Genomic DNA, 20,200 nt, shown 5'->3' on the forward strand with positions numbered 1-20,200 from the left:
GTTTGCCTGTGGCCTGCGTCACCGGCCCCCCGACTCTGCCGTCAAGCTGTAACGGCAAGGCCTGACTCTACTGTTAATCGCTGCCAAGACTTGTCAGCACACCGAATCCTCTGATCGAGATACACAAGTGATCGAAAATCTACGCAACATCGCCATCATTGCTCACGTTGACCATGGTAAAACCACCCTGGTAGACAAGCTCTTGCGTCAATCCGGCACCCTGGAGCGCAACGAGCTCAACGACGAACGCGTGATGGACTCCAACGACCAGGAGAAAGAGCGCGGTATTACCATTCTGGCGAAAAACACCGCCATCAACTGGAACGGCTTCCACATCAACATCGTGGACACCCCGGGCCACGCCGACTTCGGCGGCGAAGTTGAACGCGTAATGTCGATGGTTGACTCCGTTCTGCTGCTGGTTGACGCTCAAGACGGCCCTATGCCGCAAACCCGTTTCGTGACCAAGAAGGCTTTCGAAGCCGGCCTGCGTCCAATCGTGGTGATCAACAAGGTTGACCGTCCAGGCGCGCGTCCGGACTGGGTTCTCGACCAGATCTTCGACCTGTTCGACAACCTCGGTGCTACCGAAGAACAACTGGACTTCAAAGTCGTCTACGCCTCGGCCCTGAACGGCATTGCCGGTCTGGAACACACCGACATGGCTGAAGACATGACCCCGCTGTACCAGTCGATCGTCGACAACGTACCAGCGCCTAAAGTCGACCGCGATGGTCCGTTCCAGATGCAAATCTCGGCACTGGACTACAACAGCTTCCTGGGTGTTATCGGCGTTGGCCGTATCGCTCGTGGCCGCATCAAGCCGAACACTCCGGTTGTCGCTATCGACGCCGACGGCAAGAAGCGTAACGGTCGTATCCTGAAGTTGATGGGTCACCACGGTCTGCACCGTATCGACGTTGACGAAGCAGCTGCCGGCGACATCGTCTGCATCAGCGGTTTCGATCAGCTGTTCATCTCGGACACATTGTGCGACCCGTTGAACGTTGAAGCGATGAAGCCGCTGACCGTTGACGAGCCAACCGTTTCCATGACCTTCCAGGTAAACGACTCGCCTTTCTGCGGTAAAGAAGGCAAGTTCGTGACGTCCCGTAACATCAAGGAACGTCTGGACAAGGAACTGCTCTACAACGTTGCTCTGCGCGTAGAAGAAGGCGACACCGCCGACAAGTTCAAAGTCTCCGGTCGTGGCGAGCTGCACTTGTCCGTACTGATCGAAACCATGCGTCGCGAAGGCTTCGAAATGGGTGTTGGTCGTCCGGAAGTGATCATCCGTATGGTTGACGGCGTCAAGCACGAACCGTACGAAAACGTGACCATCGACCTGCCTGAAGAATCGCAAGGTTCGATCATGGAACAGATCGGTATCCGTAAAGGCGACCTGACCAACATGGTTCCGGATGGCAAGGGCCGTGTGCGCCTTGAGTACAACATCCCGGCTCGTGGCTTGATCGGTTTCCGTAACGAGTTCCTGACCCTGACCTCCGGTGCAGGCATCCTGACCTCGATCTTCGACCGTTACGACGTGATGAAGTCCGGCGACATGTCCGGCCGTCAGAACGGCGTGCTGGTTTCGGTTGCTACCGGTAAGGCTCTGACTTACTCGCTGGAAACCCTGCAAGCGCGCGGCAAACTGTTCCTGGGTCACGGTGAAGACGTGTACGAAGGTCAAATCGTCGGCATCAACAGCCGCGACAACGATCTGGGCGTCAACCCAACCAAAGGCAAGAAGCTCGACAACATGCGTGCCTCGGGTAAAGACGAAACCATCGCTCTGGTTCCGCCTATCCGTTTCACCCTGGAACAAGCTCTGGAATTCGTTCAAGAAGACGAATTGTGCGAAGTCACTCCTAAGTCCATCCGTCTTCGTAAGAAGATCCTGGGCGAAAGCGAGCGTACCCGCGCTGCCAAGAAGTCCGGTAACTAAGTCATTTAGTTAGCAGACAAAAAAACGCCCCCGATCGCGAGATCGGGGGCGTTTTTGTTTGTCTGGGGTTTGCGCGGTGTTTGTGCTGGCCTCATCGCGAGCAGGCTCGCTCCCACAGCGAATTGTGGTGTTCACAGGCTCTTTGTTCGGCGCCGAACCCTGTGGGAGCGAGCCTGCTCGCGATGAGGCCCGGTCAGATAGCGAGAGTCTGGATCAGAACTTCTCGAGGGTACGCCGCGAGCTGCTGGTCTCGCGCACCACTTCCTTGGGCTTGTAAGCGCAATACCCTGGCCGCGGCCCGATCTTGGGGTGATTGCGGCAAGTGTCCGGGCGCTTGTCATAAATAGTGCACAAACGGCTCTTACGATCCAGGTACAGGCAATCGTTATTGCTCATGCGCTGCAGGGTAAAAATTTCCGATTTCTGGTTGTAGCGCTCGACGATCCCTTCCTTCTGCAAACGCTTGGCGATGTTTTTCGCCGGTTCGCCACGCTCGAATTCATCGACGATGCCGATGCGGATCAGATCCTTGATCTTGACCTCGACCGGCAGCGTGCAGCAGCTGGATACGCAGGAGCCGCACATAGGTGCAGAATACTTGGCCCAGGTATCCAGGCGATCGATCTCAGCGGCAGCGATCAGGTTGGACTTCATCATCAGTTGTTACCAGCGTGTGCATCAGGGCGCGCGATCATACCGGGACTGGTGGATTTTTGAACAACCTTTCGCCAGATTTTTTGTCGTGCCGTGCCAAATCCCTGGTTTTACGGCACGCCCCCTGCATTGAATCAGGCACATGCCAATGTAATGGCGACGGATTTCGCACTATCAGGGAAAACTCCCGAACAAGAGCCTCGGCTGCCTGTCAGAGCGTCTAGGCTCAGAAACTTTACGCTCGCTCGAGGTCCTATCGATGACTCAAGAACCACTTGTTCGCGAAGCAGAGGTGGCCGCATTTCGCGACGCCGTCTTGACCAAACTCACCTATGCAGTGGGCAAAGACCCGGATCATGCCTTCGACCACGACTGGTTCGAAGCCATCGCGCTCGCCGCGCGCGATCATATGGTCGAGCACTGGATGGACCACACCCGGCAGATCTACCGCAAAGGCCAGAAACGGGTTTACTACCTCTCCCTTGAATTTCTCATCGGCCGGCTGCTCTACGACAGCCTGAGCAACCTCGGCCTGCTCGACGTCGCCCGTGAAGCCATGACCGAACTGGGCGTGGACATCGAGCGCATCCGCTTGCTCGAACCCGATGCTGCACTGGGCAACGGCGGCCTCGGCCGTCTGGCCGCGTGCTTCATGGAAAGCATGTCGACCCTCGGCATTGCCGGCCACGGCTATGGCATCCGTTACGAACACGGCTTGTTCCGCCAGGCCATCGTCGATGGCTGGCAGCAGGAGCAGACGGAACACTGGCTGGATTTCGGCAACCCGTGGGAGTTCGAGCGACCAGAAGTGGTGTATCCGATCGGTTTCGGCGGCAGTGTCGAAACGGTCACCGACGAGTCGGGTAAAACCAAACAAGTCTGGACCCCGGCAGAAACCGTGCGCGCCATTGCGTACGACACGCCGGTGGTTGGCTGGCGCGGAGCGAGCGTCAACACCTTGCGTCTGTGGCGCGCCCGCGCTGTGGAAGACCTGCACCTGGAGCGCTTCAACGCGGGTGACCACTTGGGCGCCGTCGCCGAAGTTGCCCGTGCGGAAAGTATTTCCCGCGTGCTTTACCCTGCCGACAGCACCGAGGCCGGTCAGGAACTGCGCCTGCGTCAGGAATATTTCTTCGTTGCAGCATCGTTGCAAGACTTGCTGCGACGCCATCGCAACACGCACACCTCCGTGCTGACCTTGGGCGACCACGCGGCCATCCAGCTCAACGACACTCACCCCTCGATCGCAGTGGCGGAGCTGATGCGCCAGCTGGTCGACGTCTATGACGTGGCGTGGGATGCAGCGTGGCAGGTTACAGTGGACACGCTGTCGTACACCAACCACACGCTGCTGCCCGAAGCGCTGGAAACCTGGCCGGTCGGCTTGATGGAGCGCATGCTGCCGCGGCACATGCAGATCATTTACCTGATCAACGCTCAACACATCGATTCTCTGCGCGCCAAAGGCGTTCACGACTTTGAAGTGCTGCGCGCTGTATCGCTGATCGAAGAAGACAACGGTCGCCGCGTGCGCATGGGTAACCTGGCGTTTCTCGGCTCACATAGCGTCAACGGCGTATCAGGGCTGCACACGCAACTGATGCGCAAAACCGTGTTCTCCGAGCTGCACAAGCTTTACCCGGAGCGAATCAACAACAAGACCAACGGCATCACCTTCCGCCGCTGGTTGTATCAGGCCAACTCTGAATTGACCTCGATGCTGGTCGATGCGCTCGGCCCCGATCTGCTGGATAACCCGGAAGAACGTTTGCTCGATCTGGAACCGTTCGCCGAGCAACCGGCGTTCCGCAAAGCCTTCGCCGAGCAGCGTCTGCATAGCAAGAAAGCCCTGGCCTACATCATTCACGAGCGACTCGGCGTGGCGGTCAATCCGGCGGCGATGTTCGACGTTCAGGTCAAACGGATCCACGAATACAAACGCCAGTTGCTCAACTTGCTGCACACCGTCGCACTGTATCAGGCGATTCGCGCCGAGCCGGAAGTCGACTGGGTGCCGCGTGTGAAGATTTTCGCCGGTAAAGCGGCAGCGAGTTATCACCAGGCCAAGTTGATCATCAAGCTGACCAACGACATCGCTCGCGTCGTGAACAACGATCCGACGGTGCGCGGTTTGCTCAAGGTGGTGTTCCTGCCCAACTACAACGTCAGTCTGGCGGAGAGCATCATTCCGGCAGCGGATCTGTCCGAGCAGATTTCCACCGCCGGTTTCGAAGCGTCGGGCACCAGCAACATGAAATTCGGCCTCAATGGCGCCCTGACCATCGGCACGCTGGACGGTGCCAACGTGGAAATGTGCGAGCGCATCGGCGCCGAGCACATGTTCATTTTCGGCCTGAGCGCGCAGCAGGTGGAAGCGCGCAAGCAGAACCACGAGTTTAATGCGACGCCGGACATTGCTGCCTCGCATCGCCTCAATGATGTATTACAAGCGATCCGCGGCGGGGTGTTCTCGCCGGATGATCCATCGCGTTATACCGGCCTCATCGATTCGTTGATCGACTATGATCGATTCCTGGTGTGTGCCGATTTCGATTCCTACTGGGATGCGCAAATGCGCGTCGAAGCGCACTGGCATGATTCGCAGCAATGGTGGCGTTCGGCAGTGTTGAACACCTCGCGCATGGGCTGGTTCTCCTCGGACCGAACCATTCGTGAGTACGCGACGGAGATCTGGAAAGCGTTGGAGTAAATCCACGATAGGCTCGATATACTGGCGCGTCGGACAAGATCGCAGCCTTCGGCAGCTCCTACAGTCAGCGTTCACTTAACGCAGGGTGTTGGAGCTGCCGAGGGCTGCGATCTTTCTGTTCGGGCTGCGCTAATCTTCTCGGATTGGCCTCTGCGCTTAGGGATATCGACCATGCAATGGATGTTCATGCTGATTGGGCTGGTGCTGGGCTGGGTACTCGACGAGTCGTTCAGCGATGCGCTGCTGGGCGCGTTGCTCGGCGCGGGTGTTGGCCAGGCCATTCGCATTGGCCGTCTCGATGCACAGGCAGCCGAGCAGCGTCGACTGCTTGAACAAACGCAGATCGCCCTCAATGGTCTGCAGCAACGACTGGCGCTGCTGGAACCGTCCAGTGTTCAAGCGCCAGCAATGCCAGAGGCTTCAGCGAGCGGCGAGCCGGTACTGACCCCCCATTTCACCCTCGACGAAATTCCTGAAGCTTCCCCGGAGTTGAACTGGGACCTGCCGCCCGAGCTCGAACCCGTAGCCGCGACTTCTACGCTGTCCAGCCATGCGCTACCTGACGATGTGTGGAATTCGGCACCTGTTACCCGAGCGGCCCGCCAACCGCTTGAGCCTCACGGTCAGAACATGATCGATCGCGCGATCACTGCGGCACGCAACTGGCTGTTTGGCGGCAATACCGTGCTGCGCGTCGGTGTGGTGCTGTTGTTCCTCGGGCTGGCGTTTCTGTTGCGCTACGCCACCGAGGGTGTCGTGGTGCCGATTGAATTGCGTTACGCAGGCGTCGCGGCAGCGGCGTTGGGGCTGCTGGCGCTGGGCTGGTGGTTGCGGCGGCGCAATAGCCATTTCGCGCTGATGTTGCAGGGGGCCGGCATTGCGGTGTTGTACCTGACAGTATTTGCCGCGATGCGTTTGCATCCGTTGCTCGACCCGTCCGCAGCGCTCGGTCTGCTGGTGGTAGTCACCGTGTTCTCGGCCATTCTCGCGATCAGGCAGGATGCCATGGCGCTGGCTGCCGTAGCGGCGCTGGGCGGGTTTGCCGCACCGATCCTCACGTCCACGGGGGCCGGCAACCACGTTGCACTGTTCAGCTATTTCGCATTACTCAACGCCGGCATCCTTGCCATCGCGTGGTTCAAGGCCTGGCGGCTGCTCAACGTGATCGGTTTTGTCGGCACCTTCGGCATCGGTGTCGCCTGGGGTTTGCGTGCCTACACGCCGGACATGCTGTGGAGCACCGAACCATTCCTGATCCTGTTTTTCCTGATGTACCTGGCCATCGGTCTGTTGTTCGCCCGGCGTAAGTTGCGGGAAATGAGCGATGCGCCCGAGGACGACAGCCGTGATGCGCTGTTGCGCTGGTCGGCCCGCAAAGGCGATTACGTCGACGGCACGATGTTGTTCGGTCCGCCGCTGGTAGGTTTCGGTTTGCAGTTCGCGCTGGTTCAACATCTGGAGTTTGCTGCGGCGTTCAGCGCCCTTGCCTTGGGCATGATTTACATGGGACTCGCCCGTTGGCTGATGGGTGGACGCGCGCTGTTATTAGCTGAAACCTGCCTGGCCCTCGGAGTGATTTTCACCAGCCTGGCGATTCCGTTGGGCCTCGATGCACGCTGGACCACCGCTGCATGGGCCGTGGAGGGCGCGGGAATCTTCTGGCTCGGCCTGCGTCAGCAGCGACCCTTTGCCAGAGCCTTTGCACTGTTGCTGCAACTGGGTGCGGCGCTGGCCTTTCTCAGTGAGCTGCGATTCGGCGAAAGCAGCCTGCTGCAAGGCACGCCGCTGGGCGCCTTGATGCTTGGCGTGGCATTGTTGTTCAGCTTCCGGCAGCTACGCAAAGCTTCTCCCGAGCAGACCTCGGCGTGGGAGCGCAAAGGGATGCCGGTGCTGGCGTGCCTTGGGCTGAGCTTTCTCTATCTGTTGGCGCCGCTGTTTTTCCTCATTCACGGTACGGTGATGAGCTGGGCGCTGGCCGGGTTGGCGACATTGCTTGTCGGCCTGCGCCTGCCCTCGCGCACGTTCGTCTTCACTGCGTTAGCCGTGCAACTGCTTGCAGGATCGGCTTATCTGGTCGCGGGAGCGGGCGGGTTTTGGCCATCCGCCGACGGTCTGACTGCGCTGACGAACAGCGGGTTCTGGCCGCCGTTGGTGCTCGGCGTGGTCGCGTTGGTCGGAGCATGGCGCTTGCAATTGGGCACGCACATCAGCGGGCTCAGCCTGCAGCGTGTGTCCGATGTGTTGCTGGTGTGGGGCGCGGGATGGTGGGCGCTGGCGTGGGGCGCTGAAATACTGCGATTCGCTCCGGCGAATCTGCAAGCGACCCTGCTGCTCACGGCCATCGCAATCAGCATTGCGCTGTGGACGTTGCTGGCGTTACGCCTGAAATGGACGTCGCTGGGTTTGCTTTGTCTGTCGCTGATACCTGCCGCTGCTCTGGTGCTGCTCGGCGTGTTGCACAGCCGTTATCACCCGGCCGCAGACTTCGGCTGGCTGGTCTGGACGGCAGTGTTCGCGGTGCATTTCCTCTCGCTGCGGCGACTGGCACCGATGCTGCCGGCGCAGGCTGTCAGCGTCGCCCATGTCCTCGGCTGCTGGCTGTTGATGGGTGTGCTGGCGCTCGAGATGCGTTACGCCATGCTGCTGTTATCCGAGCACTACAATGCCTGGCGTTGGTTGGGTTGGGCAATTATCCCGAGTCTGTATCTGCTGCTGATGGCCGCGCCGCGTGCGTGGCCATGGCCCGTATCGGCGTATTCACGCGAGTACCGGGTGTATGCCGCCGCACCGTTGGCGTTGCTGATGCTCGGCTGGTTCTGGCTGGCGAACATTGTCAGCAGCGGCGCCGCCGAGCCGCTGCCTTATGTGCCGCTGATGAACCCTCTGGAGCTGGGCCTGTTGTTCGCGCTGTTCGGTGTCTACGTCTGGTCGCGCAGTGCGATGGCGCAACTGACGATTCGTCAGGATTACGCCGGCCACGCGACGCAGCTGATCCTTGGCGTCTCGTTGTTTGCCTTCTTTACCGCACTGGTGAATCGCACCGCGCACCATTGGGGCGGCGTACCGTTCGAGCTGGATTTGCTGCTTGCGTCGATGCAGGTGCAGGCCGGTCTTTCCATCGTCTGGACCTTGATGGCGTTGAGCCTGATGATTGGCGGCCATCTGCGCCATCGTCGCGAAGTCTGGTTGATCGGCGCTGCGTTGATTGGTGTGGTGGTGGCCAAACTGTTCTTTGTCGAGTTGAGTAACCGTGGCGGGCTGGCGCGGATCGTTTCGTTTATCGGCGTTGGTATTTTGCTGCTGGTGGTGGGTTATTTCGCACCGTTGCCGCCCAGGCGCGCCGAGGCTGCTGCGGATGCCGAGCGTCCGCAATCCGAAGGAGTGTCGTCTTGAGTCTGAAGCTGAGTCTGGGCTGGTGGGGTGTTGTTGCAATGGGCGTGGCGCTGGCAGTCAATGCACAGGACAAGCCTGCGGATTTTGCCACCCAGTTGCCGTTGACCGTGAGCGGGCAGGGGCCGTGGTATCGCCTTGAGTTGCCACTGGCCGCGCAATTGAATGCGCACCAGACAGACCTCGGCGATGTGCGCGTGTTCAACGCCGCCGGCGAGGTTCAAGGCTACGCCCTGGCCAGGACAATTCCCGCAAGCAGTGAAGCGCGAATCCTGACCGACGTGAAGTGGTTCCCGTTGTACAGCGCGGCGGACGACACCGAGCGGGCGCCGATCGTGCGTGTGCAATCAAACCCCAACGGCACGTTGGTGCAGGTGCAACCGTCCAGCCAGTTGGAGGCGGGGGAAGAAGTGCTGCGCGGCTGGTTGCTCGACGCCAGCGCGATCAAGGCGCCACTGCAGCAGTTGGTTCTGGACTGGACCAGCGAGCGAGACGGTTTCCAGGTTTTCAGCATCGAAGCCAGCGATGATTTGCAGCATTGGCAGTCGTGGGGCGACGGTCAGGTTGCGCGCCTGACCTTCGCCGACGAGCGCGTCGAGCAGCATGAAGTCGACCTGCCGGGACAATCGGCGCGTTATTTGCGCTTGCTGTGGAAGACGCCGCAATCGGCGCCGACGTTGACTTCGGCGCGACTGCAAAGCGCCCGTAGTGTGCCGTTGCCGTTGTCCTGGTCGCAATCGTTGGCCGGCAGCACCGCGAAGCCCGGTGAATATACCTGGCAGTTACCGACCGGGCTGAACGTCGAACGTGTGCAGATTGAATTGAACCAGCCCAACAGTCTGGCGCCGGTGACGTTGTCCGGTCGTCGCGACAGTAGCCTGCCCTGGCAACCGCTGAGTAGCGGCGTGCTCTATCGCCTGACCCGGGATGGTCAAGAGGTGGTGCAGAATGAATTGCAACTGTCGGGTCAAACCCTGCAGCAGCTGAAACTGACAGTCGATGAGCGCGGCGGTGGGCTGGGTGCTGAAGCTCCGTCGGTGAAATTCGCTGTGCGCTCGACGCAACTGGTGTTCCTCGCGCGAGGGGCCGGGCCTTATACGCTGGCGCTGGGCAACGCGACGGTAAAAGCGGCGAACCTGCCGTTGGCGACGTTGATCCCGGATTACACCGCAGCGAAGCTGGCGTCGCTGGGAAGGGCTGCGGTAGATGAAGCGGCGATGGTCGAGCCGACATCAACGGCGACCTCGACCTTGCAGGCCGACACTGACTGGAAGAAGTTCGGCTTGTGGGCCGTGTTGCTATTGAGTGTTTTGTTCCTCGCGGCGATGGCGTTCAGTCTGCTGCGCAAGCCGCCAGCCAGCTCCTGAAGGCTGGCTTTCGGGCGAAGAGCGATTCGTAATGGCCGTTCATTTTCAGCGCTCAACTGAGCTGTTTCCAACTACGCTAAACCCGACGCATGAACTCTCTTGGGCGGATCACGTCTGATAGGAGGAAATGCGTGCTGACTCGCGCTAAACTGCGCGGGTTTTTAGCCCCCCCCATTCCACCGGAGCCTTCCATGTCCCGCGTTACCCTGAGTCGCTATCTGATTGAGCAGACCCGTAGCAACAACACGCCTGCCGATCTGCGTTTCCTGATCGAAGTGGTGGCGCGCGCCTGTAAAGAAATCAGCCACGCCGTGTCTAAAGGCGCCCTGGGTGGTGTTCTGGGCAGCATGGGCACTGAAAACGTCCAGGGCGAAGTGCAGAAGAAACTCGACGTGATTTCCAACGAGATTCTGCTCGAAGCCAACGAATGGGGCGGTCACCTGGCCGGCATGGCGTCCGAAGAAATGGACAACGCTTACCAGATCCCGGGCAAATACCCGAAAGGTGCCTACCTGCTGGTATTCGACCCACTGGACGGTTCGTCGAACATCGACATCAACGCCCCGGTCGGCACCATTTTCTCGGTACTGCGTTGCCCGAGCGAATACCTCAGCCAGAACGAAGCCCTGAATGAAAAGGCGTTCTTGCAGCCAGGCACCGAGCAGGTAGCGGCCGGTTATGCCATCTACGGCCCGCAAACCATGCTCGTGCTGACCTTGGGCGACGGCGTGAAAGGCTTCACCCTGGACCGTGAAATGGGCAGCTTCGTGCTCACTCATGAAGACATCACCATTCCTGAGTCCACCCAGGAATTTGCCATCAACTCGTCCAACCAGCGTCACTGGGAAGCACCGGTGCAGCGTTACGTCAGCGAATTGCTGGCCGGTGAGGAAGGCCCGCTGAAGAAGAACTACAACATGCGCTGGGTGGCCGCGATGGTTGCCGACGTGCACCGCATCCTGACCCGTGGCGGCCTGTTCATGTACCCACGCGACAGTCGCGAGCCATCGAAGCCGGGCAAACTGCGCCTGATGTACGAAGCCAACCCGATGTCGTTCCTGGTTGAGCAAGCGGGCGGTGCGTCCACCGACGGCCATCAGCGCATCCTCGACATTCAGCCTGAAGGCCTGCATCAGCGCGTAGCGGTGTACCTCGGTTCGAAAGAAGAAGTTGCACGCGTCACGGCTTACCACAAGGAATAAACCATGACTGCGCCTTGGCAGCCATTGCTCGAATGGTGGTTCGGTTCTTCCGGATCAGCGCAAGAGACAGTGGCTGCCAAGGGCAGGTTATGGTTCGGCAAGCGCGACAGCCAGGACCTCGAAGCGCGCACGCGTTTCGGGGGCTGGGTCGAGCAGGCACTGGCCGGCAATTTGACCGAGTGGGCGCAACGTCCCGAAGGTTGGCTGGCACTGGTGCTGTTGCTTGATCAGTTACCGCGCATGATCTATCGCGATTCGCCCAAATCCTTCTCAGGTGACCTTAGAGCTCAGGCGCTGGTGGCCCAAGGCATTGCGGCGGATTTCGATCGTCAGTTGCGGCCGATTCAGCGGGTGTTCATCTATCTGGTGTTCGAGCATTGCGAAAACCTGGCGGTGCAGAACGAGGGCGTTTCGCGCTACATCGACCTGCTCGCGCAGCTGCCCGAGGCTGATCGGGCACTGTTCGCCGACTACCTGGACTTTGCCGAGAAGCATCAGAAGGTCATTGCGCGGTTTGGACGCTTTCCGCACCGGAACGCGGTGCTTGGGCGGGAGTCGACGGTCGAGGAGTTGGCGTTCCTTTCGGAGCCTGGGTCCAGATTCTGATTCTTCATTGTTGCTGATGCCGCCATCACCAGCAGGCTGTCTCCCACATTTGGTTTGCGTGGTTCACAAATCCCCTGTGGGAGTCAGCCTGCTGGCGATGAGGCCAGTGAGAGCGCCTTAAATCCTGAAACTACCCACCAGCTGCTTCAACCGCGCCGCCTGCTGCTCAAGGTCCGAGCACGCGCGCAAGGTTGATTGCAGATTCTCCACCCCTTCCTGGTTGAGCATGTTGATCTCGGTAATGTCGACGTTGATCGACTCCACCACCGCCGTCTGCTCTTCAGTCGCGGTCGCCACCGACTGGTTCATTCCGTCGATTTCGCCGATGCGCTGAGTCACGCTGCCCAGACGCTCGCCCGCCTGGTTGGCGATGCCGACGCTGCTTTCGCTCTGGCGCTGGCTGTCGGTCATGGTGCTGACTGCTTCGCGGGCGCCGACTTGCAACTCCTCGATCATTTTTTGCACTTGCTGTGCCGAATCCTGGGTGCGGTGGGCGAGGTTGCGGACTTCGTCGGCGACCACGGCAAAACCACGCCCGGCTTCACCGGCACGGGCCGCTTCAATGGCGGCATTAAGTGCCAGCAGGTTGGTTTGCTGCGAAATGCTGGTAATCACTTCCAGAATCTGCCCGATGTTCACTGTGTTGCTGTTGAGCGTTTCGATATTGCCGCACGAATCGCTGATCTTCGCCGACAGCTGCTGCATTGCAGTAATGGTCTTATCCACCACTTGCTGGCCCTCTTCGGCCATCGCGCGCGCGTCGCTGGAATGCTGAGAGGCGAGGGCGGCGTTCTGGGCGATTTCCTGGGCGGCTGCGCCCAGTTGATTGATTGCGGCGGCGACACTGCTGGTGCGCGAGGCTTGCTGGTCGGAGTTGAGCATCGACGAGTTTGACGCAGCAACTACGCGCAGGGCGACTTCGTTTACCTGGCCGGTGGCCGAAGACACTTCACGGATCGAGGTATGAATGCGCTCCACGAAACGGTTGAACGAGGTGCCCAGTGCACCGAATTCATCCTGGCCGTGAATCGTCAGGCGTTTGGTCAGGTCGCCTTCGCCTTCGGCGATGTCATGCATGGCGCGGCCCATGGTCAGCAACGGCTGCATCAGGAAACTGATCAGCATGCCCAGCAGCGCAATGATGATCACTACGGCGATGACCATGGCAATGATCGCCGAAGTGCGGAATTCGCCGAGCATGGCGAACGCGGTGTCTTGATCCAGCACCAGTGCGACATACCAGTCCGCCGACGGCACGCCGTTGACGTGGGTGAAGGAAATGAACTGGCGCTTGCCGTCGATCTCGACCTCTTTCATGCCGGGGCTGACCTGCGGTGCGCCGCTTGGGTACGCCTCGGTCAGGTTCTTCAGCACCAGTTTGCTGTCCGGGTGGATCAGGATCTTGCCGTCGGCGCCGACGATGAACGCATGACCGTGGCCACCGAAATTCAACGAATTGATGATCGCGCTGACACTGGACAGGTCGATGTCAGCACCGGCGACGCCGATCATCTGACCTTCACGTTTCACGGGTGTGGCAACGGTGATCACCAGTTTGCCCGAAGAGGCCGCGATGTACGGTTCTGTTACGACAGTTTGCTGCGCACTGTTGGCCGCTTTGTACCAGCCGCGGGCGCGAGGGTCGTAGTCGGCGGCGCGATTGCCGGCCGGGATCGAGAACATCACCCCGTCAGTGCCGCCGAAATAGCTCAGCTGAAAATTGCTGGTGTAAGCGGGCAGGTCAATGGCGCGCTTGAGACTGGCCGGCGCACTGCCGTCCACGGCGATCTGCTGGGACAGCGATTGCAGCAAGTGGATGCGACTTTCCAGCCAGGTCTGAATGTTGCTGGTGGTCAGGCTGCCGAGTTCCTGCATCGACGTTTCAGTGCTGCTGCGCAACGTCTGGCGCTGGCGATAGTCGTTGAACATTATGAAACAAGCGAATGCAACGGCCACCACGAGGGCGGCAGCCAACAGGATCTTGTGGCTGAATTTCATGTTTCTGGTCATTGGTGAGCTACCGCGAAGGGGGGCTGTTGTAGGCGCAAATTTCTTCCTGATGAATATGTCGACAGCTCAGCGTCAAAGATTAGGCGCTTTTTGCTGGAAGCGACGAAATGCTCAATAGCGAGCGAAAGTTCCTGAAATGTAAAAAAAGCCAGACGAGCGGTGCCAGAAATAGCCAGACTATCGGGGAACCAGATAGGGGTTTGCTCTTCTAAGGTTCAGCTTGGCAGCCTATGCCAACCCCCTTTGCTCCAGGAGTTTCAACATGTCGCTGCGATCCATCGCCTTGCTGTCGTTCTGCGTGCTGCTGGCCGCATGCAGCAAGGTCAATCAGGAAAATTATTCCAAGTTGGAGGCAGGCATGCCCAAGGCCGAAGTTGAAGCCTTGCTCGGCAAAGCAACCGATTGTTCAGGTGCGCTCGGCATGTCCAGCTGCACCTGGGGCGACAAGAACAGCTTTATCAGCGTGCAGTATGCCGGTGACAAAGTGCTGATGTTTTCCGGCCAAGGCCTGAAGTAAACCGGGGCAATTGCCCGCGGGAGAAAAACAATGAAGCGGTTATTGATCCTCCTTTTTGCTGGCCTGGTACTGGCTGGTTGCGCCACTTCTGGCGAAGATCCTTTGGCGCCGAAAACCGTCGACAGTGTCAATCTGAAGAAGTACCAAGGGACCTGGTACGAACTGGCTCGATTGCCGATGTATTTTCAGCGCAACTGCGCGCAATCCGAAGCTCATTACACACTCAAGCCTGATGGCAACGTACTGGTATTGAACCGCTGCCTGACTGAAAACTGGCAATGGGAAGAGGCTAAAGGCACGGCTTATCCGCAAGTGCCGGCCAAGACCGACAAGTTGTGGGTCGAGTTTGATACCTGGTTCTCGCGTTTGCTGCCCGGGGTCGCCAAGGGTCAATACTGGGTGTTGTATGTCAGCGATGACTACAAGACCGCCATCGTTGGCGATCCAAGTCGCAAGTACTTGTGGCTGCTGTCGCGGTCCCCTTCAGTCAATGGCGTAGTGCGTGAAGAGCTGCTGAGCAAAGCACGTCAGCAAGGTTACGACACCACGCGACTGATCTGGCGAGCGTCGGATACGCAGATGGCGAAGACGTCGCATTGACGACCGGCAAAGATCCATTGTGGGAGTGAGCCTGCTCGCGATAGCGGACTGTCCGTCAGCATTGATATTGAGGCTGATGGCGCTATAGCGAGCAGGCTCACTCCCACAATTGTTTTGATGTCAGCCCAGGAGTTCGCGCAGAACCTGGGTGAACGCGCGGCTGCTCTCTTCTTCAGCCGCATGACGCCCGTCCCGCACCACCCACTGGCCATTGACCAGCACGTCACGCACCTGGCGATCGCCACCGGCGAACAACCAGCGATTCAAAATACCGTCGCCCTTGGCCGTCGCCAGGTACGGATCGTTGCCATCGAGCACCAGCCAGTCCGCCCGTTTGCCAACTTCCAACGCACCAATCGGTTGCCCCAGCGCCTGCGCGCCGCCATCCAGTGCTGCGTCATACAGCGTGCGGCCGACCATCGGCTGGTCCGCACCATACAAACGATTACGGCGCTGATCACGCAAACGCTGGCCGTATTCCAGCCAGCGCAATTCTTCCACCACACTCAATGACACATGACTGTCGGAGCCGATGCCCATCCGCCCACCTTGAGCCAGAAAGTCCACTGCCGGGAAAATTCCGTCGCCGAGATTAGCCTCGGTGGTCAGGCACAAGCCGGCAATGGCGCGACTCTTGGCCATCAGCGTGACTTCTTCCGGGTTGGCGTGGGTGGCGTGGACCAGGCACCAACGCTCATCGACGTCGGCGTTTTCATAAAGCCATTGCAGCGGACGACGACCACTCCAGCTCAGGCAGTCATCGACTTCCTTCTGCTGCTCGGCGATGTGAGTGTGCACCGGGCACGACTTGTCGCTGGCCGCGAGTACTTCGCTGATCTGCTGCGGCGTGACCGCGCGCAATGAGTGGAAACACAAACCCAGGGATTGCGCGGGCTGTTTCGCGAGGATCGGCTCCAGATGCGCTTGAAGCTTCAGATAGTTCTCGGTGCTGTTGATAAACCGGCGCTGACCGTCGTTCGGCATCTGGCCGCCGAAACCGGAGTGACTGTAGAGCACTGGTAGCAGGGTCAGGCCAATGCCGGCAGACCGCGCCGCCTGACTGATTTGCACCGCCAGTTCGGCCGGGTCGGCGTATGGCTGGCCGCTGGCGTCGTGATGAACGTAGTGGAATTCTGCGACCGAGGTGTAACCGGCCTTGAGCATTTCGATGTACAGCTGCCGGGCGATGATTCCGAGCTGATCCGGGCTGATTTTTCCGACGAGGCGGTACATCAGGTCGCGCCAGGTCCAGAAACTGTCGTTTGGATTACCGGCCACTTCCGCCAAACCGGCCATCGCTCGCTGGAACGCGTGGGAGTGCAGGTTGGGCATTCCCGGCAGCACCGGACCCCTTAACCGCTCGGCGCCAGCTGCGTGGGAATTGGCCTGGATATCGGTCAAAACGCCGTCGGCGTTGACTTCAAGGCGTACATCGTTGGCCCATCCGTTAGGCAGCAGCGCGCGATCGGCAAAGAAAGCGGACATGGTTCGGCACCCCATCGTGTGTTATTTGTATATACATATACAGACGTTTGCCTGCCCGGTAAACTGCGGCAAGCTAGCGACCACTATCAGACGATCAAGGATTAACCGTGCCGACTCCGCCCCCAGTGTCACCGTTGGCCGCACAGATGGGCGACAGTCCGGCGCCCTTGTACGCCCGCGTCAAACAGATGATCACCCAGCAGATCGACAGTGGTAACTGGCCGCCGCATTACCGCGTTCCGTCGGAAAGCGAGTTGGTCAACCAGCTCGGCTTCAGCCGCATGACCATCAACCGTGCCCTGCGCGAGATGACGGCCGACGGTCTGCTGGTGCGCATGCAAGGTGTCGGTACGTTCGTCGCCGAGCCAAAAAGCCAGTCGGCGCTGTTTGAAGTGCACAACATCGCTGATGAAATCGCCTCGCGCGGCCATCGCCATACCTGCAAGGTGATCACCCTCGAAGAAGAGGCGGCGGGCTCCGAACGTGCGCTGGCGCTGGACATGCGCGAGGGGCAGAAAGTCTTCCACTCGCTGATCGTGCATTTCGAAAACGATATTCCGGTGCAAATCGAAGACCGTTTCGTTAACGCGTTGGTGGCACCGGACTACCTCAAACAGGATTTCACCCTGCAGACGCCTTACGCCTATCTGAACCAGGTCGCGCCGTTGACTGAAGGTGAACACGTGGTTGAAGCGATCCTCGCTGAATCGTCCGAGTGCAAGTTGTTACAGATCGAGAAGGGCGAGCCGTGCCTGCTGATTCGTCGCCGCACCTGGTCGGGCCGTCAGCCAGTGACCGCCGCCCGTTTGATTCACCCGGGTTCCCGTCATCGTCTGGAAGGACGGTTTCATAAATGAGTGAGCTTCAACTACGCGTTCTACGCGCCAGAGACTATCCGCGCATGCCGTGGAAAAACGGCGGCGGCAGCACCGAAGAAATCACCCGCGACGCGGGGACGGGTCTTGATGGTTTTGGCTGGCGTCTGTCGATTGCCGACATTGGCGAGTCGGGCGGCTTTTCCACCTTCGCCGGCTACCAGCGCGTGATCACTGTTCTGCAAGGCAAGGGCATGACCTTGCGCGTCGACGGCCAGGATACCCGCGCGCTGTTACCGCTGGACCCCTATGCATTCAGCGGGGAAAGCCGGGTTTCCTGCTCCCTGCTCGGCGGACCGATCCGCGATTTTAATCTGATCTACGCGCCGCAACGTTACAGCGCAAGGCTGCAGTGGCTGGAAGGCGAGCAACGGTTTCTCACTTCGGCGGAAACGGTGCTGGTGTTCAGTGTCAGCGATGCGCTGGTAGTCAACGTCGGTAACAGCGCCTCACAACTGGATCGCCATGATTGCCTGCAACTGGACGCAAACAGTGGCTTGCAGGAAGTCTCCATTATCGGCGCCTGCTGCGTAATCGAACTGACCGCACGCTGATCAACTGCTGACCGGATCCACTGTGGGGGGGGCTTGCCCCCGTGGGGTCGCGAAGCGGCCCCAAAAAAACAACAGGACTGCTGCGCAGCCCACGGGGCGGTGCGACGTTTCGCCAAGCCCCCTCACCACAAGAGCCTCTTTACCTGTTTCCCATCGCGCACCATCTTGTTACCGAACGCCCCAGCGTGGCGCAAAGCTACGCTTAAAAACAGCAGCCACCCCTCCGCAAAATCCCCTGCAAAAATTTCATCTTCGCCAGAACCCACGGTTCAGGCGCTCTCCAGCCCTGCGCTGGTTCTCTCAAAAGATTTGATTCAAAAAGTTGGCCGCTCGATTGCATATGCTTGTACATACAAGTAAAGACGTATGCGTATGAGTTGATCGAGACTCTCTGCAGCGTCCACTGATTCGCTTGCGCCGCAACGAAGCGCGCAGGCTGCTTGCCCACTGCCAGGGTTGGTTTGAATTGATCGCTGAGGAGTCTTTTTCGTGACTGACAATAAATCTACGACTGCTTCTTTCACCAGGCGCCGTGACGTTGAAATCCGCGCTGCCCGCGGTAACACGCTGACCGCCAAAAGCTGGCTGACCGAAGCGCCGTTGCGCATGCTGATGAACAACCTCGACCCGGAAGTTGCCGAGAACCCTAAGGAATTGGTGGTTTACGGTGGTATCGGGCGCGCGGCACGTAACTGGGAGTGCTATGACAAGATCGTCGAAAGTCTGACTAACTTGAACGACGATGAGACGCTGCTGGTGCAGTCCGGCAAACCGGTCGGGGTGTTCAAGACGCACAGCAATGCACCGCGCGTTCTGATCGCCAACTCCAACCTGGTACCGCACTGGGCGAGCTGGGAGCATTTCAATGAGCTCGACGCCAAGGGCCTGGCCATGTACGGCCAGATGACTGCCGGCAGCTGGATTTACATCGGCAGCCAAGGCATCGTCCAGGGCACCTATGAAACCTTCGTTGAAGCCGGTCGCCAACATTACAATGATGACCTCACTGGCAAGTGGGTCCTCACCGCCGGTCTGGGCGGGATGGGTGGTGCACAACCTCTGGCTGCAACCTTGGCTGGCGCGTGCTCGCTGAACATCGAATGCCAGCAGATCAGTATCGATTTCCGCCTGAAAAGCCGCTACGTCGACGAGCAAGCCAAAGACCTCGACGATGCCCTCGCGCGTATCGATAAATACACCAAGGAAGGTAAAGCGATCTCCATCGCCCTGCTGGGTAACGCCGCAGAAATTCTGCCGGAACTGGTCAAGCGCGGCGTACGTCCGGACATGGTCACCGACCAGACCAGCGCCCACGACCCGCTCAACGGCTACCTTCCGGCCGGTTGGACCTGGGACGAATACCGCGCCCGCGCAAAGACCGAACCGGCCGCTGTGATCAAAGCCGCCAAGCAGTCGATGGCCGTGCACGTCAAAGCGATGCTGGAATTCCAGAAGCAAGGCATCCCGACCTTCGACTACGGCAACAACATCCGTCAGATGGCACAGGAAGAAGGCGTGGCAAACGCATTCGACTTCCCGGGCTTCGTGCCGGCTTACATCCGTCCGCTGTTCTGCCGTGGCATCGGTCCGTTCCGTTGGGCTGCACTGTCGGGCAACGCTGAAGACATCTACAAGACCGACGCCAAAGTCAAAGAACTGATTCCTGACGACGCGCACCTGCACAACTGGCTGGACATGGCCCGTGAGCGCATCAGCTTCCAGGGTCTGCCGGCACGTATCTGCTGGGTCGGGCTGGGCCTGCGCGCCAAGCTCGGTCTGGCGTTCAACGAAATGGTGCGTAGCGGTGAGTTGTCAGCGCCGATCGTGATCGGTCGTGACCACCTGGATTCCGGTTCGGTGGCCAGCCCGAACCGTGAAACCGAATCGATGCAGGACGGTTCCGACGCCGTGTCCGACTGGCCACTGCTCAATGCGCTGCTCAACACCGCCAGCGGCGCGACCTGGGTCAGCCTGCATCACGGCGGCGGCGTCGGCATGGGCTTCTCGCAGCATTCGGGGATGGTGATCGTCTGCGACGGTACCGATGAAGCGGCCGAACGAATCGCCCGCGTGCTGCATAACGACCCGGCCACCGGGGTCATGCGTCACGCCGATGCCGGTTACCAGATCGCCATCGACTGCGCGAAGGAGCAGGGCCTGAACCTGCCGATGATTACCGGTAAATAAACCCGCGCTGTAGCAGCTGCCGCAGGCTGCGTTAAGGGCCGAAGGACCTTCGTTCCATTTGGAATGCCGGGGTCGCTTCGCAACCCGACGCAGCC

General features: G+C 59.6%; 14 protein-coding genes and 1 pseudogene. 11 read left to right on the forward strand and 4 right to left on the reverse strand.

Features of this window, described 5'->3' with window-relative positions:
- The first annotated feature begins 127 nt into the window (after positions 1-127).
- On the forward strand, positions 128-1,948 hold the full coding sequence (gene typA, locus F8N12_RS05710) for a translational GTPase TypA (RefSeq protein WP_150579576.1): 1,821 nt from the start codon (positions 128-130) through the stop codon (positions 1,946-1,948).
- Between the two features lie 213 nt (positions 1,949-2,161).
- Here the strand turns inward: typA and F8N12_RS05715 are convergent, their stop codons facing one another.
- A complete protein-coding gene (locus F8N12_RS05715) occupies positions 2,162-2,602 on the reverse strand; it encodes a YkgJ family cysteine cluster protein (protein ID WP_150579639.1) in 441 nt (146 codons plus the stop codon).
- Between the two features lie 259 nt (positions 2,603-2,861).
- Between F8N12_RS05715 and F8N12_RS05720 the strand changes: the two genes are divergently transcribed.
- The 5 genes from F8N12_RS05720 (at position 2,862) to F8N12_RS05740 (ending at position 11,877) form a co-directional block, all read left to right on the forward strand.
- A complete protein-coding gene (locus F8N12_RS05720) occupies positions 2,862-5,312 on the forward strand; it encodes a glycogen/starch/alpha-glucan phosphorylase (RefSeq protein WP_150579577.1) in 2,451 nt (816 codons plus the stop codon).
- Between the two features lie 171 nt (positions 5,313-5,483).
- Positions 5,484-8,705: a DUF2339 domain-containing protein gene (locus F8N12_RS05725; RefSeq protein WP_150579578.1), complete on the forward strand. Its 3,222-nt coding sequence runs from the start codon at positions 5,484-5,486 to the stop codon at positions 8,703-8,705.
- Positions 8,702-10,069, forward strand: a complete 1,368-nt coding sequence (locus tag F8N12_RS05730) for a DUF3999 domain-containing protein (RefSeq protein WP_150579579.1) — start codon at positions 8,702-8,704, stop codon at positions 10,067-10,069. Before F8N12_RS05725 ends, F8N12_RS05730 begins: the two co-directional genes overlap by 4 nt.
- A gap of 191 nt (positions 10,070-10,260) precedes the next feature.
- The gene (locus F8N12_RS05735; protein ID WP_028620929.1) at positions 10,261-11,271 is read left to right on the forward strand and encodes a class 1 fructose-bisphosphatase; all 1,011 of its coding nucleotides are present in this window, start codon (positions 10,261-10,263) and stop codon (positions 11,269-11,271) included.
- Between the two features lie 3 nt (positions 11,272-11,274).
- Positions 11,275-11,877, forward strand: coding sequence for a DUF924 family protein (locus F8N12_RS05740; RefSeq protein ID WP_150579580.1), 603 nt, complete (start codon positions 11,275-11,277; stop codon positions 11,875-11,877).
- A 117-nt stretch (positions 11,878-11,994) separates the two neighbouring features.
- Here the strand turns inward: F8N12_RS05740 and F8N12_RS28170 are convergent, their stop codons facing one another.
- Both F8N12_RS28170 and F8N12_RS28175 read right to left on the reverse strand, forming a co-directional pair.
- Positions 11,995-12,759, reverse strand: a complete 765-nt coding sequence (locus F8N12_RS28170; protein ID WP_412072130.1) for a methyl-accepting chemotaxis protein — start codon at positions 12,757-12,759, stop codon at positions 11,995-11,997.
- Positions 12,760-12,852: 93 nt separating this feature from the next.
- A pseudogene (locus F8N12_RS28175) lies at positions 12,853-13,887 on the reverse strand (cache domain-containing protein); the annotation flags it as partial.
- A gap of 262 nt (positions 13,888-14,149) precedes the next feature.
- Here F8N12_RS28175 and F8N12_RS05750 point away from each other — a divergent pair.
- Positions 14,150-14,404, forward strand: a complete 255-nt coding sequence (locus F8N12_RS05750) for a hypothetical protein (RefSeq protein ID WP_028620925.1) — start codon at positions 14,150-14,152, stop codon at positions 14,402-14,404.
- A gap of 30 nt (positions 14,405-14,434) precedes the next feature.
- A complete protein-coding gene (locus F8N12_RS05755; protein ID WP_150579582.1) occupies positions 14,435-15,004 on the forward strand; it encodes a lipocalin family protein in 570 nt (189 codons plus the stop codon).
- Between the two features lie 120 nt (positions 15,005-15,124).
- Here the strand turns inward: F8N12_RS05755 and F8N12_RS05765 are convergent, their stop codons facing one another.
- Positions 15,125-16,489 carry a formimidoylglutamate deiminase gene (locus F8N12_RS05765; RefSeq protein ID WP_150579583.1) on the reverse strand — a complete coding sequence of 455 codons (1,365 nt, stop codon included), beginning with the start codon at positions 16,487-16,489 and terminating at the stop codon, positions 15,125-15,127.
- A gap of 146 nt (positions 16,490-16,635) precedes the next feature.
- On the opposite strand from F8N12_RS05765, the gene hutC reads away from it, so the two are divergent.
- The 3 genes from hutC to hutU all read left to right on the forward strand — a co-directional run bounded on the left by hutC (position 16,636) and on the right by hutU (position 20,105).
- Entirely contained in the window at positions 16,636-17,346 is a 711-nt protein-coding gene (gene hutC / locus F8N12_RS05770; RefSeq protein ID WP_162493950.1) for a histidine utilization repressor, read from the forward strand.
- Positions 17,343-17,918 carry a HutD family protein gene (locus tag F8N12_RS05775; protein WP_150579585.1) on the forward strand — a complete coding sequence of 192 codons (576 nt, stop codon included), beginning with the start codon at positions 17,343-17,345 and terminating at the stop codon, positions 17,916-17,918. Before hutC ends, F8N12_RS05775 begins: the two co-directional genes overlap by 4 nt.
- Before the next feature lie 489 nt (positions 17,919-18,407).
- Complete coding sequence (hutU, locus tag F8N12_RS05780; protein WP_150579586.1) at positions 18,408-20,105, forward strand: urocanate hydratase; 1,698 nt, start codon at positions 18,408-18,410, stop codon at positions 20,103-20,105.
- The last annotated feature ends 95 nt before the right edge of the window (positions 20,106-20,200 follow it).

Source organism: Pseudomonas fluorescens (assembly GCF_902497625.1).
Classification (GTDB): domain Bacteria; phylum Pseudomonadota; class Gammaproteobacteria; order Pseudomonadales; family Pseudomonadaceae; genus Aquipseudomonas; species Aquipseudomonas fluorescens_BQ.

What these genes read in the sequence shown, in the direction of transcription:
- F8N12_RS05715 (WP_150579639.1), bottom strand. Translation starts at nt 2,602, where the DNA reads ATGAAGTCCAACCTGATCGCTGCCGCTGAGATCGATCGCCTGGATACC.
- F8N12_RS05720 (WP_150579577.1), top strand. Translation starts at nt 2,862, where the DNA reads ATGACTCAAGAACCACTTGTTCGCGAAGCAGAGGTGGCCGCATTTCGC.
- F8N12_RS05725 (WP_150579578.1), top strand. Translation starts at nt 5,484, where the DNA reads ATGCAATGGATGTTCATGCTGATTGGGCTGGTGCTGGGCTGGGTACTC.
- F8N12_RS05735 (WP_028620929.1), top strand. Translation starts at nt 10,261, where the DNA reads ATGTCCCGCGTTACCCTGAGTCGCTATCTGATTGAGCAGACCCGTAGC.
- F8N12_RS05740 (WP_150579580.1), top strand. Translation starts at nt 11,275, where the DNA reads ATGACTGCGCCTTGGCAGCCATTGCTCGAATGGTGGTTCGGTTCTTCC.
- F8N12_RS28170 (WP_412072130.1), bottom strand. Translation starts at nt 12,759, where the DNA reads ATGCTCAACTCCGACCAGCAAGCCTCGCGCACCAGCAGTGTCGCCGCC.
- F8N12_RS05750 (WP_028620925.1), top strand. Translation starts at nt 14,150, where the DNA reads ATGTCGCTGCGATCCATCGCCTTGCTGTCGTTCTGCGTGCTGCTGGCC.
- F8N12_RS05755 (WP_150579582.1), top strand. Translation starts at nt 14,435, where the DNA reads ATGAAGCGGTTATTGATCCTCCTTTTTGCTGGCCTGGTACTGGCTGGT.
- F8N12_RS05765 (WP_150579583.1), bottom strand. Translation starts at nt 16,489, where the DNA reads ATGTCCGCTTTCTTTGCCGATCGCGCGCTGCTGCCTAACGGATGGGCC.
- hutC (WP_162493950.1), top strand. Translation starts at nt 16,636, where the DNA reads ATGGGCGACAGTCCGGCGCCCTTGTACGCCCGCGTCAAACAGATGATC.
- F8N12_RS05775 (WP_150579585.1), top strand. Translation starts at nt 17,343, where the DNA reads ATGAGTGAGCTTCAACTACGCGTTCTACGCGCCAGAGACTATCCGCGC.